The sequence below is a fragment of the Brevibacterium sp. LE-L genome (assembly GCF_050214925.1).
Lineage (GTDB): Bacteria > Actinomycetota > Actinomycetes > Actinomycetales > Brevibacteriaceae > Brevibacterium.
This window is the reverse complement of sequence record NZ_CP189759.1, coordinates 2,609,026-2,621,702: the sequence shown is the minus strand read 5'-3', so window position 1 is coordinate 2,621,702 and position 12,677 is coordinate 2,609,026. Positions and strand designations below refer to the sequence as shown.

The 12,677-nt window shown below is 63.7% G+C and carries 9 protein-coding genes; 6 read left to right on the top strand and 3 right to left on the bottom strand.

The genetic code is table 11. The features are described from left to right. The first annotated feature begins 47 nt into the window (after positions 1 to 47). The 5 genes from tig (at position 48) to ACQE2J_RS11800 (ending at position 5,655) form a co-directional block, all read left to right on the top strand. The gene (tig, locus tag ACQE2J_RS11820) at positions 48 to 1,403 is read left to right on the top strand and encodes a trigger factor (protein WP_426936385.1); all 1,356 of its coding nucleotides are present in this window, start codon (positions 48 to 50) and stop codon (positions 1,401 to 1,403) included. Between the two features lie 204 nt (positions 1,404 to 1,607). Next, on the top strand, positions 1,608 to 2,204 hold the full coding sequence (locus ACQE2J_RS11815; RefSeq protein WP_135538843.1) for an ATP-dependent Clp protease proteolytic subunit: 597 nt from the start codon (positions 1,608 to 1,610) through the stop codon (positions 2,202 to 2,204). 26 nt (positions 2,205 to 2,230) lie between these two features. After that, positions 2,231 to 2,875, top strand: coding sequence for an ATP-dependent Clp protease proteolytic subunit (locus ACQE2J_RS11810; protein ID WP_135538581.1), 645 nt, complete (start codon positions 2,231 to 2,233; stop codon positions 2,873 to 2,875). A gap of 198 nt (positions 2,876 to 3,073) precedes the next feature. Then, positions 3,074 to 4,357: an ATP-dependent Clp protease ATP-binding subunit ClpX gene (clpX, locus tag ACQE2J_RS11805; RefSeq protein WP_135538579.1), complete on the top strand. Its 1,284-nt coding sequence runs from the start codon at positions 3,074 to 3,076 to the stop codon at positions 4,355 to 4,357. 11 nt (positions 4,358 to 4,368) lie between these two features. After that, positions 4,369 to 5,655, top strand: a complete 1,287-nt coding sequence (locus ACQE2J_RS11800) for an MFS transporter (RefSeq protein WP_425119520.1) — start codon at positions 4,369 to 4,371, stop codon at positions 5,653 to 5,655. Positions 5,656 to 5,968: 313 nt separating this feature from the next. On the opposite strand, the gene ACQE2J_RS11795 is transcribed toward ACQE2J_RS11800, so the two are convergent. The 3 genes from ACQE2J_RS11795 to valS form a co-directional block, all read right to left on the bottom strand. Then, positions 5,969 to 7,171, bottom strand: a complete 1,203-nt coding sequence (locus ACQE2J_RS11795; protein WP_135541428.1) for an IS110 family transposase — start codon at positions 7,169 to 7,171, stop codon at positions 5,969 to 5,971. 364 nt (positions 7,172 to 7,535) lie between these two features. Continuing rightward, the gene (locus ACQE2J_RS11790) at positions 7,536 to 8,228 is read right to left on the bottom strand and encodes an AIM24 family protein (protein ID WP_135538575.1); all 693 of its coding nucleotides are present in this window, start codon (positions 8,226 to 8,228) and stop codon (positions 7,536 to 7,538) included. Between the two features lie 278 nt (positions 8,229 to 8,506). After that, on the bottom strand, positions 8,507 to 11,152 hold the full coding sequence (valS, locus tag ACQE2J_RS11785) for a valine--tRNA ligase (protein ID WP_426936384.1): 2,646 nt from the start codon (positions 11,150 to 11,152) through the stop codon (positions 8,507 to 8,509). Positions 11,153 to 11,406: 254 nt separating this feature from the next. Here valS and ACQE2J_RS11780 point away from each other — a divergent pair, with 254 nt between their 5' ends. Beyond that, a complete protein-coding gene (locus tag ACQE2J_RS11780) occupies positions 11,407 to 12,621 on the top strand; it encodes an acyltransferase (RefSeq protein WP_426936383.1) in 1,215 nt (404 codons plus the stop codon). Positions 12,622 to 12,677 lie beyond the last annotated feature (56 nt).

Below are 12,677 nucleotides of genomic sequence, written 5' to 3'. Positions count from 1 at the left end.
GGTTGATGGCCGCAAATGCATGACTGTCGAAATTGAAAGGTCGCACTGTGAAGAGCTCCGTCGAGCAACTCGACCCCACCCGGGTCAAGATCAGCGTGGAAGTCCCTTACGCCGAACTCAAACCGAGTGTCGACGAGGCATACACGACTATCGGTGCTCAGGTCACCGTTCCCGGCTTCCGCAAGGGAAAGGTCCCCGCGCGCATCATCGATCAGCGGATCGGTCGTCCGGCAGTCATTCAGGAGGCCATCAACAACGGCCTCGATGACTTCTACCGCAGCGCCGTGGAAGAGAACGAGCTCAAGCCGATGGGTCAGCCCGAGGTTGAGATCTCCGAGGTCCCCGGACTCGACGGCACCGAAGACGGTGACCTCAACTTCACCGTCGAGGTCGACGTCCGCCCCGAGATCGAACTGCCTGCCTACGACTCCATCGCCATCGAGGTCGACCCCGTCGAGGTCACCGACGCCGATGTCGATGCCGAGCTCGAGCAGCTGCGCACCCGCTTCGGAACCCTCGTCTCCGTCGACCGCCCGGCCGCCAAGGACGACTTCGTCACCCTCGACCTCATCGCCACGATCGGCGACGAAGAGATCGACACCGCCTCCGACATCTCCTATCAGGTCGGTGCCGGCACGATGCTCGAAGGCATGGACGAAGCCCTCGACGGACTCTCCGCCGGTGAGACCACGACCTTCGAGACGACTTTCGCCGGCGGCGAGCACGCCGGCGAGCAGGGCACCGTGAAGATCACCCTCGGTGCTGTGAAGGAACGCGAACTGCCCGAGGCCGATGATGACTTCGCCCAGCTGGCCAGCGAATTCGACACGATCGCCGAACTGCGTGATGACCTGCGCGAGCAGGCCGGCAAGCAGAAGGAGACCGATCAGGGCGTCCAGGCACGCGACAAGGTGCTCGAGCACCTCATCGAGACCCTCGAGGTCCCCGTCCCGGCCAAGGTCGTCGCCGACGAGGTCGAGCGTCACCTCGAGTCCGAGAACCGTGTCGACGATGACGAGCACCGCAAGGAGGTCACCGAGGAGACCGAGCGCAACCTGCGCACCCAGTTCATCCTCGACGCCGTCTCCGAAGCCGAGAACGTCGAAGTCAGCCAGCCCGAACTCATCGAGTACCTGATCTCCGCATCGCAGCAGTACGGGATGAACCCGAATGAGTTCGCCCAGATGCTCGACAGCTCCGGACAGGTCAACGCCCTGGTCGGAGAGGTCTCGCGCCGCAAGGCCCTGGCTGCCGTCCTCGCCGGTGCCACGGTGAAGGACACCGAGGGCAACGTCGTCGACATGGAGGCCTTCACCTCCGCCGGAGAAGACGAAGAAGGAGCCGAGGCTGAGGCCGAGGGCGCCGCTGACGAAGCACCCGCAGAGGCCGCTGAAGAGAACTGAGCAACGGCCGCCTCGGCGGTGGACTCCCGATGAGACGGTGGGGTCGGATGATCATCCGACCCCACCGTCTCGCCGTATCCGGACTCGACGATCACGCTGAGGGCGAACACAGGCCTCGCCGCGGACTAAAACCCGGTGGTCAGAGGTTAGAGTCCATAACAAGCCATCCACAGAACACAGGAGTGAAACGTGAGCGCACACGACATGACAGCTCCCGTCGGCCTCGACGCCGGTGGGGGAATGGGCCTGGACGACCATATCTTCAATCGTCTTCTCAAGGAGCGCATCATCTGGCTCGGTTCAGAGGTGCGCGACGACAACGCCAACGCGATCTGTGCGCAGATGATGCTGCTGGCCGCTGAGGACCCGGACGCCGATATCTCGCTCTACATCAACTCACCCGGCGGTTCGGTCACTGCCGGCATGGCCATCTACGACACCATGCAGTACATCAAGCCCGACGTGTCGACCGTGGCGATGGGCATGGCCGCCTCCATGGGACAGTTCCTTCTGTCCTCGGGAACCCCGGGCAAGCGCTTCGCGACCCCGCACGCTCGCATCCTCATGCACCAGCCGCTCGGCGGAATCGGCGGCACCGCCACCGATATCAAGATCCAGGCCGAGCTCATCCTGCACATGAAGAAGCAGATGGCCGAACTGACTGCCGAGCAGACCGGAAAGTCGCTCGAGCAGATCCTCAAGGACAATGATCGCGACCACTGGTTCACCGCCGAGGAGGCCCTCGAGTACGGCTTCATCGACAAGATGGTCACCCGCGCGTCCGACGTCGAGAACAACTGAGCAGGAGTGAGGGAAGAATGAATTCAATGAACTTTATGCCGGGTTCGACGGCGTCGAACATGCCGCAGTCACGTTACGTCATGCCGCAGTTCGAGGAGCGCACCCCTTACGGCTTCAAGCGCCAGGATCCGTACACGAAGCTCTTCGACGACCGTGTCGTCTTCCTCGGTGCGCAGGTCGATGACACCAGCGCCGACGATGTCATGGCTCAGCTGCTCGTCCTCGAGTCGCAGGATCCCGACCGGGACATCACCCTCTACATCAACTCGCCCGGTGGTTCGTTCACTGCGATGACAGCGATCTACGACACGATGCAGTACATCAAGCCGGAGATCCAGACCGTCTGCCTCGGCCAGGCCGCTTCTGCCGCCGCCGTGCTGCTCGCCGCCGGCTCTCCCGGCAAGCGACTGGCCCTGCCGAACGCGCGTGTGCTCATCCACCAGCCGGCCATGCAGGGGCAGGGGCAGGGCCAGGCGTCCGACCTGGAGATCCAGGCCGCTGAAGTGCTGCGGATGCGCGAATGGCTCGAGGGGACTCTGGCCAAGCACTCGAACAAGGAAGCCTCGCAGGTCTCGAACGACATCGAACGCGACCTCTTCCTCACGGCCGAGCAGGCCAAGGACTACGGCCTCGTCGATCAGGTGCTCTCCTCGCGCAAGAACGCGAGCTGAGCCCTTCGGGGACCGAACGATTCCGGTGTCAACGGGCCCGTACGGCGATGACCGTGCGGGCCCGTTTTCGGCTTCGCCGGCCGACACACCGAATGACGTTGCTGGCGGCTCGCGTCAGCCACGTATGGGAAGCTATTGAGGTACAGGAAACACGAGCGGTAGAGTTGGGGCCAAGCGTCCTGGCGAAAGGTTGTGACAGTGGCTCGCAGTGCGGACGGAGCAGACCTGCTCAAATGCAACTTCTGTGGGAAGTCCCAGAAGCAGGTTCGGAAACTCATCGCCGGACCTGGTGTTTACATCTGCGATGAATGCATCGGGCTCTGCAACGAGATCATCGAAGAGGAACTCAGCGAATCCACTCCTGATCAGGCGGAACTCGAGCTGCCCAAGCCGCGTGAGATCTTCGACTTCCTGCAGGAGTACGTCGTCGGTCAGGAACCGGCGAAGAAGGCTCTGTCCGTGGCCGTCTACAACCATTACAAGCGTATCCGCTCCCTGCAGTCCGGGGAGGACACGAAGACACTCGGCGGCGAGAACGAAGTGGAGATCGCGAAGTCGAACATTCTCCTCGTCGGTCCCACCGGGTCCGGTAAGACCTATCTGGCGCAGTCTCTGGCGAGGCGCCTGAACGTGCCCTTCGCCGTCGCCGATGCCACCGCTCTGACCGAGGCCGGCTATGTCGGCGAAGACGTCGAGAACATCCTGCTCAAGCTCATCCAGGCCGCCGACTTCGACATCCAGCGCGCCGAACACGGCATCATCTACATCGACGAGATCGATAAGATCGCCCGCAAGTCGGAGAACCCGTCGATCACCCGAGACGTCTCCGGTGAAGGGGTGCAGCAGGCACTGCTGAAGATCCTCGAAGGCACGCAGGCCTCGGTGCCTCCGCAGGGTGGTCGCAAACACCCTCATCAGGACTTCCTGCAGATCGACACGACCAATGTGCTCTTCATCGTCGCCGGCGCATTCGCCGGGATGGAAGAGATCGTCGCCGGTCGCAAGGGCAAGCACGGAATCGGCTTCGGGGCCCTGCTGCAGTCGAAGAACGACGAAGAGGACCTCTACGCCGACATCCTGCCCGAAGATCTGCTCAAGTTCGGTCTCATTCCCGAGTTCATCGGCCGCCTGCCCGTGCTCGCCACGGTGTCCAACCTCGATCGCGCGGCGCTCATGTCGATCCTCACCGAACCGAAGAACGCCCTGGTCAAGCAGTATCAGCGCATGTTCGAGTTCGACAATGTCTCGCTGACCTTCGAAACCGACGCCCTCGAGTCCATCGCCGATCTCGCGCTGCTGCGCGGCACGGGTGCTCGCGGACTGCGGTCGATTTTGGAAGAGGTCCTGCAGCCTGTCATGTTCGATGTGCCCTCGCGAGAGGACATCGCCGAGGTGGTCGTGACCAAGGAGGTCGTCGACAGCAATGTCGCACCGACGCTCGTGCCGAAGTCGCGGAACAGGACGAACAAGAAATCTGCCTGAGCCTCTGACACATGAGGCTCTTCGCTGATACCCGACCGCTGAAGTACGCCGCTTTTAGGCGGCTGTGGTTGGCCAATATCGTCACCGTCATCGGTGCGCAGATGACGGTCGTGGCCATTCCTGCACAGATCTTCCACATCACCGGGTCCTCGGCGTATGTCGGACTGGCCGGAGCCTTCGGCTTCGTTCCACTCGTCGTCTTCGGACTGTGGGGCGGTTCACTGGCTGATGTCGTCGATCGCCGCAGACTTCTCGTCATCTCGACGATCGGCCTCATCGTCACCAGCGCGCTGCTGGCGCTCTGGGCTCTCCTGGGATTGGAGAACGTGTGGCTGCTGCTGTGCACATTCTCCCTGCAGCAGGCATTCTTCGGTCTCAACCAACCCGCAAAAGGGGCGCTGCTGCCGACGATCGTGCCGCTGAGACTGCTGCCCGCCGCGAACTCGCTGAACATGACGGTGATGACCTTGGGCGCGGTCATCGGTCCGGTCATCGGCGGAGCCCTCATCCCGCTCTTCGGGTATCAGCTGCTGTATGTCCTCGACGCGGTGTTCCTCTTCGCGACCCTCTACGCCGTCGTCAGACTCCCGTCCCTCCCGCCGAAGAAGCAGCCCGATACCCGTTCGGGATTCAAAGGCATCATCGACGGATTCCGGTATCTCAAGACGAACACCGTCGTCATGGTGTCTCTGCTCGTCGATGTCATCGCCATGGTCTTCGGAATGCCTCGGGCTCTGTTTCCGCAGATCGCCACCGAGACCTTCGACGGACCTGACGAAGGCGGCATCGTCTTCTCGCTGCTCTTTGCCGCTTTGGCCGCCGGCAGCGCCTTGGCCGGTATCTTCTCCGGCTGGGTGTCCCGCGTCGAACGGCAGGGTCTGGCGGTGATCATCGCGATCGTCGTGTGGGGTTCGGCGATGACGATCTTCGGTCTCAGCCTCGAACTCGTGTCGAATCTCTGGCTCGTCGCACTCGTCGTCGCCTTGAGCGCACTGGCCGTGGGCGGGGGAGCGGACATCATCTCCTCCGCATTCAGGTCCACGATGCTTCAGGAGGCCGCGACCGATGACATGCGCGGTCGGATGCAGGGTGTCTTCATCGTCGTGGTCGCCGGAGGGCCGCGCGTCGCCGATCTGCTCCACGGTTCGGCGGCCGCGGTGACGAACACGACGGTCGCCTCGGCCGGAGGCGGCATCGCTGTCATCGTGCTCGTGCTCGCCTGCGCTTTCATCTTCCCAGCCTTCAGGAGATACCGGGTCGACCGCGGCGACTCCGAGCACTCCGTCACCGTCGACTGACTCACCGACGCCGCTGCGCCGGGCAGAACCGCGCGCCCGCAGCCCTCACCGGTTTCCGCACTGCGCACCGCAGACCGTACGTCCTCGCGCACCCGACTGTCTGCACCGATAGTTTCGGCATCAGTCACCGTCGGCGGCAGCACCCACCGGTGCACCGGGGTGGTGTGAAGCTGCTGGTGGGGGGTGCCCCTATGTTTTAAGTCAAGGGGCAGATACGAGTTTCTTCAAGAATATCTGGTGGGCCCGAAACGGCAGGGATGATCGGTCCGGGAACCGTCTCCCGAACTGGTCAGGCACTTCGTGACCGGTCGGTTCAGGCGGCGGTCGCCGCCTCGGGTGCGTGGAAGTAGGCACCGTCGCGAAGCATCGCGTACAGGACGTTGCAACGACGGCGAGCCAACGCGATCAACGCCTGATTGTGCTTCTTATGCTCGGCGCGCTTCTTGTCGTAATACGCCCTCGACAATGGGTCCTTCAACGCCGCGAAGGCCGACAAGAACAGAGCCCGCTTGAGGATCTTGTTCCCCCGCCGCGACGAGTGGTCTCCCCGAATCGATGTCCCTGACCGCCAGGTCACTGGTGCCAGTCCGGCATAGGATGCGAGGTGTCCGGCGGATTCGAAGTCCTTACCCACGACCTCGGTCAGGATCCTCGCCGCGGTCCTGACGCCGACTGCCGGCATCGACGTCAGGAGCCCGAAAAGCGGATGCGTTTTCACCAGTTCCTCGATGCGCACCAACACCTCATCCCGCGACGCACGTATCTGCGCCAACGAGTTCGCCAACTGCGGCAGCACGAGTCCCGCCGCGTCCGTGCCCGACACCACCACGGTCTGCCCGTCCAAGGCGGTGAAGATCGCCGCGGCCCACCGCTTCCACGCCCTGGGCGCCTGTCTACGCAGCAGAGTCTCGACGCGGTGTTTGCCGGCATGCCGTAGCGCTTTCGGTGTCGGGTACTTCGCCAACACGGCCAGCATGGCGGGATGATCCAAGTGCGGGCCGATGACGGTCTCCAACCCGGGGTGGATCTGGGTGAGCAGTCCGCGGATCCGGTTCGACGTGGCCGTTGCCTGTTTGGCGAGGTCATCGTCGTAGCCACACAGCATCGACAACTCGGCGACGTTCTCATCCGCCACCCGGATACCCCGCAGAGTGTGGGGCATCGTCCTGGCGGCTTCAGCGATGATCGCGGCATCGCGTGCATCCGTTTTCGCCTCACCCGGGTGTAGGTCGGCGATGCGGCGCATCGCCAACCCAGGCAGATAGGCGACCGTGATGGACTCGGCTTGGGCGACCGCGACCGGCAAGGCGCCGATAGTGGCGGGCTGGTCGACGACCACCAGCAGAGTTCCGTGCTTGCGCAGCCGGCCAAGCAAAGCCCGGAGTTTCGTTTCGTTCTGCGGCAGAGCTTTTGACAGTAACTGTTTGCCGTCGCGGTCGAGTGCGACGGCGTGGTGGTTGTGTTTGCCGACATCGATGCCGATGAATACGTCGATGTCAGCGTGGTTGGTGATCATGTCACTCATCTTCTTCGACTCATGTGACCGAATATTTGGTTGTGGTTCGGCTGGCCGGTACTGCTGGATGGCTCCTGGGCTCGGCATCCACGTTACGGTCGGGCTCAAGGCATGTGTTCTGCCAGTGGTTCTGGCCCCTATCAGCGATTTCCCTGGTGCCTTCGAACCCCGGTGACTACACCCCCCGGATCATGATGACTGGGGGCATCAATCATGCCGGGGTCCTCAGGCCAGCGACCCCTTTCTATCCTGACGGATGAAGGGGCTACTTAAAAGGTAACGGGGGGGGGGGGGGGGGGGGGGGGGGATGGTGCTCGCAACTGCCGCGCGGCAAGAGACTGCCGCGCGGATCAGTGCGGCCGGGTCAGTTAGAAGTCGCCGAATAGACGGCATTCTCCGCGGGCTGGACGACGACGAAGCCGGGTCCGTGGAAGGCCAGCTGCACGGATTCGCCGGAGCCGCGGCCGAAGAACGTGCCGACGCTGACATCGGTCTTGATCTGTGGCGCCAGAGCCGAGGACCAGCACACTGCGGCCTGCGGATCGACGAAGGTCGGCTGCTGCGAGCAGTCGAGAACCATCGGATCTCCCTTGCAGCAGATGGCCGCGGTACCCTGCCCGGCGAGTTCGAGGTTGAACAGTCCCGAGCCGCTGACCATGGCACCGACACCGCCCTTGATGCGCTTGATCTCCCAGTTGAGCGCGTCGTCGAAGGCCAGCAGGTTCGAGGTGTTGACGGTCAGAGCGTCCTGGGGCCCTTCGAGAGCCATCATGAAGATGTTCGACGCTTCGCGGGCGAAGAACACTTCGCCGTGACCTTCGACGCGCATGACATTGCCGCCCTCGCCGGTGGCTGCCTTCTTCATGAACTGCCCGACCGACTTCGAGCCCTGGTGGGTGAAGCGGACGTCGCCCTGGTAGGCGACCATGGCGCCCTTGGTGGCGATCATCGGTGCGTTCGGCGTGACCACCGTGCGCAGCATCTTCTTCGACTGGAGGGTCCAGCGATCCTGATTCTGGATCTCGGCATTGCGCTGGGAAAAGAGTTCGCTTCTCACGTTCCGTGGGCCTTTCTTCAGGCAGGAGGTCCTGACTGGTTATGGTGTCGAAACCATAGTACGTGGGCGAGGCCGTCGTCCCCGGCCAGCCGTGTGCCCATTCGGGAACACTCGAGATGCTCCGCCGTGACAGAAACAGGGGCCCGCGCAGTCTCGGCCGCATCCCGGGGCTGTCGTCGGAAGAGTCGAAGAAACCCCATGGCATCCGCCGCCGGCGATGAGACGTCGTGGTGGGTGCCATGGGGTCCGATGCTGCGGACCGGGCAAGAGCTCTCCGGTCAGGCTTGGTCGACGAAGGTGATCTCGTCGACGCTGATCTCCTCGCCGGCTTCGACGGTGGTCAGCGATTCGACGCGGCCGGCGGCCTTGAGATCGCCTTCGGCGGACTTGATCGCAGCGACGACTGCAGCCGGTGCCTGGATCGTCACCGAGGCGACGCCGGTCTTCTGCGAGACCTTCGCTTCGGTCTTCGTGCGGCGGATCTCGGTCAGGGCCGCAGCCACCGACGCCAACAGCTCCGGATCCACGCTCGACTCCGGGTGGCTCAGCGACTCATCCGCCGGCCACGGCGCACGGTGGATCGAACCGGTGCGCCACCAGGACCAGACCTCTTCGGTCACGAAGGGCATGAATGGAGCGAACAGGCGCAGCAGCACATCGAGCGCTGTGGCGAGCGTGACATGGGCAGACAGCTGATCGTCCTCGCCTGTCGAACCGTATGAACGATCCTTGACGAGCTCGACGTAATCGTCGGTGAACTCCCAGAAGAAGCTCTCGGCCACACGCAGAGCATGGGCGTAGTCGTAGTCGGCCATATGCGCTCCGGCCTGGTCGACGACCGCGGACAGCCGCGTGAGCAGTGCACGGTCGAGATCGTGGGTGACCGCACCGAGCGCACCGATGAGACCGGAGTGCACGCCCTGCGCCAGTGCGAACTTCGAGGCGTTGAGCAGCTTCATGGCCAGACGGCGCCCGATCTGCATCTGAGTGACGTCATAGGCGGTATCGGCACCGAGCTTCGCACTCGCAGCCCAATATCGCACCGCATCGGGGCCGAACCCGGGCTTGGCCTCGCCGAGGATGTCCGAGGGCACGACGACGTTGCCCTTCGATTTCGACATCTTCTTCCGGTCCGGATCGAGGATCCAGCCCGAGAGTCCCGCGTGCTTCCACGGAGCCGCATCATTGAGCGAATTCGCGCGCACCACGGTGGAGAACAGCCACGTGCGGATGATGTCGTGTCCCTGGGGGCGCAGGTCGAAGGGGAAGACTTTGCCGAAGAACTCCTCGTCGCGTGACCAGCCGCCGAGCAGCTGCGGAGTCAGCGACGACGTCGCCCAGGTATCGAGGACATCGGGATCGGCGGTGAACCCGCCGGGTACGTCACGCTGGTCATCGGTGAAGCCGGCGGGCACCTCGGCGATGGGATCGACGGGAAGCGATTCGGGAACGATCGGATCCTCGTAGTCGGGCTGCCCATCGGCATCGAGGCGGTACCACAGCGGAATCGGCACACCGAAGTAGCGCTGACGGGAGACCAGCCAATCGCCGTGCAGATTCTCCACCCAGTTCTCATAGCGTGAGCGCATGAACGTCGGGTGCCATTCGATCTCGCGTCCGCGGGCGATGAGCGCATCGCGCAGTTCGGCGGAGCGACCGCCGTTGCGGATGTACCACTGGCGGCTGGTGACGACCTCGAGCGGCTTGTCGCCCTTCTCATAGAACGGAACCGGGTGCGTGATCGGTTCGATCTCTCCGATGAGATCACCGGAATCGATGAGCATCTGCGCGATCTCCTTGCGTGCGGAGAACGTCGTCTTGCCCGCCAGAGCTTCGTAGTTGGCCACGGCGTCGGACTTCGGCGAGGACGCGATCCACTCGGGAACCTCGAGGTTGAGGCGGCCGCCGCGGTTGATCACCGCACGTGTGGGCAGATCGAGTTCACGCCACCAGGTGACGTCGGTGAGGTCGCCGAAGGTGCAGACCATGGCGATGCCGGTTCCCTTGTCGGACTTCGCGAGCTCATGGGCACGCACCTCGACGCTGACGCCGAAGAGGGGTGAGACGACGTTCGTGCCGAACCGGGAGGCGTAGCGTTCGTCATCGGGGTGAGCGACGAGGGCGACGACGGCCGGGATGAGCTCGGGGCGGGAGGTGAGGATGATGATCGGTTCGGCCGAGGTGTCGGCGAGTCCGTCGGCACCTTCGGGGAAGAACTTCACCTTGTGGTAAGCGCCGTCCTTCTCCCGGTCTTCGAGCTCGGCCTGGGCCACGGCGGTTCCGAAGGTCACATCCCACATCGTCGGGGCGTCCTGGGAGTAGGCGTGGCCGCCCTCGAGGTCTTTGAGGAAGGCGCGCTGGCTCACGGCGCGGGAGTCGTCGTCGATCGTGCGATACGTGTACTTCCAGTCCACGGACAGGCCGGTGGACCGGAACAGGTCCTCGAAGACGTGCTCGTCCTCGGCCGAGAGCTTCTCACACAGCTCGATGAAGTTCTGGCGTGAGATCTTCACGAAGTCACGAGAATTCTTCGGCGCCTTCTCCGGCGGCTGGAAATTCGGGTCGTAGCTTTCGCTGGGGTCGCAGGTGACTCCGTAGTAGTTCTGCACCCGGCGTTCGGTGGGCAGTCCGTTGTCATCCCAGCCGAGCGGGTAGAACACATTCTTGCCGGTCATGCGCTGGTAGCGGGCGATGATGTCGGTCTGCGTGTAGGAGAACACGTGCCCGACGTGCAGGGACCCCGAAGCCGTGGGCGGGGGAGTGTCGATCGAGTAGACCTGCTCACGATCGGTCTCGACGTCGAAGGCGTAGACGTTCTGCTCGCTCCACGCGGCGTCCCATTTGTCCCGCAGACCCTCAAGGGCGGGTTTGTCAGGCAGGTTCACTGACTCGTGCGTCGAGTCCGAAAAGGCAGGTGTGTTCATAATTGCTGATTTTCTCACCCGGTTCGCTTCTGGCCAAACCGGTTCCCGCCCCGGCCGCGCCGGAACACAGGCGAAATTCGTCGACCGTGTCGAAACCGATCGGCGAGGCGGCTGCACGCCCCCAAAGGAGCCGCACCGAGGAGGTGGCCCGGAAGACCGGGAAGCCGTTCGTCAGGACAGAGGAGGAACGTCAGGGCTCATACTCTGAATGCGAGTTGAGACGCGAGCGCGGCGGTCAATGAGAATATGGACGCATGGCGCCCTTGGACAGAATTCCGACAGAGAATCCGCCTGCCACCTCGACGGCGTGGATGAACCCGGCTCGGGCGATCGCGATCGTCGCCGTCGTCGCCATCCACTCCCTGGGCACCGTGGTCGAACAGAATTTCGCGGACATGGGCCCCGACTGGTGGCTGGCCAATCTCATCGACTCCGCCTGCCGGTGGTCGGTGCCGGTGTTCATCATGATCTCCGGTGCCTTGGCGCTCGACCCCGTGCGTGGGAGCAAACCTCGGAAGTTCCTCAGCAAGCGTGTGTGGCGCATCGGCATCCCGCTCGTGTTCTGGACGGCCGTCTACGTTCTGTTCCGCCGTTACTATCTCCAGCCTGACGATGAGAGCTGGAGCCCGGGGATCGCCATCCTCACCGGTTCGCCGTTCGTTCAGCTCTACTTCCTCTACGTCCTCGCGGGCCTGACCCTGCTCACCCCGTTCTTCCGTCTCCTCAGCGTCCACGGCTCCCGCCGCCTGCAATGGGGCACGGGCCTGATCTTCCTGGGCATCGGCATGCTCGACCAGTGGGTGTCGATGATCTTCGACGTCGGCGAGGCCAATATCGCCACCCGCTTCCTGCCCATGGCCGGCTTCTACATCCTCGGCTGGGTGCTGCGCGACATCGTGCTGAGCAGAAGGGCCGTCGTGCTCGCCTGGGTCAGCCTCATCGGATCGATCGCCGTGACCGCTCTGTGGGCAGGCTTCGGCTCGGGCGAGAAACCGTGGATGTTTCCCTACGAGTACCTGTCTCCGGGCGTCGTCATCGCCTCGCTGTCGGCCTATCTGCTCTTCCACCACCACCTGCGCACCGGTTTCGGCTTCCTCCACTGGTTCTACCCGTATTCCTTCGGCGTCTTCCTCCTCCACCCGCTCGTCCTCTACCCGGTGCGCAATGAGATGGGACTGCCGACGACTGTTGCCGGAGTCCTGCTGCACGCCTTCGTCATGCCGCTTGCCTACACCGTGATCTGCGCCGCCGTCACCTGGTTGGCCGTGAAGATCCCCGGAGTCCGCGCGGTCTTCGGCGAGGGCGGGCCACGCAACCCGCACTCGCGGCCCACAGCGAAGGAGCAGCGTGAGTCGAAGGCCGAAGGCGCACACGAACATCCTCAGCCGCCGGGCCAAGCGGGGACATCGGTTGAGCCGTTGTCCCCGCACGCCTCGGATCCCGACCCGCTGGAGCCGGAGAGTCCGTAGACTGGGCTCGAAACAGGTGATCGTGCCCACGATCACCGGAACCGAGACCAGGGAGT

What these genes read in the sequence shown, in the direction of transcription:
- ACQE2J_RS11810 (WP_135538581.1), top strand. Translation starts at nt 2,231, where the DNA reads ATGAACTTTATGCCGGGTTCGACGGCGTCGAACATGCCGCAGTCACGT.
- ACQE2J_RS11815 (WP_135538843.1), top strand. Translation starts at nt 1,608, where the DNA reads ATGACAGCTCCCGTCGGCCTCGACGCCGGTGGGGGAATGGGCCTGGAC.
- ACQE2J_RS11780 (WP_426936383.1), top strand. Translation starts at nt 11,407, where the DNA reads ATGGCGCCCTTGGACAGAATTCCGACAGAGAATCCGCCTGCCACCTCG.
- ACQE2J_RS11795 (WP_135541428.1), bottom strand. Translation starts at nt 7,171, where the DNA reads ATGATCACCAACCACGCTGACATCGACGTATTCATCGGCATCGATGTC.
- ACQE2J_RS11800 (WP_425119520.1), top strand. Translation starts at nt 4,369, where the DNA reads ATGAGGCTCTTCGCTGATACCCGACCGCTGAAGTACGCCGCTTTTAGG.
- valS (WP_426936384.1), bottom strand. Translation starts at nt 11,152, where the DNA reads ATGAACACACCTGCCTTTTCGGACTCGACGCACGAGTCAGTGAACCTG.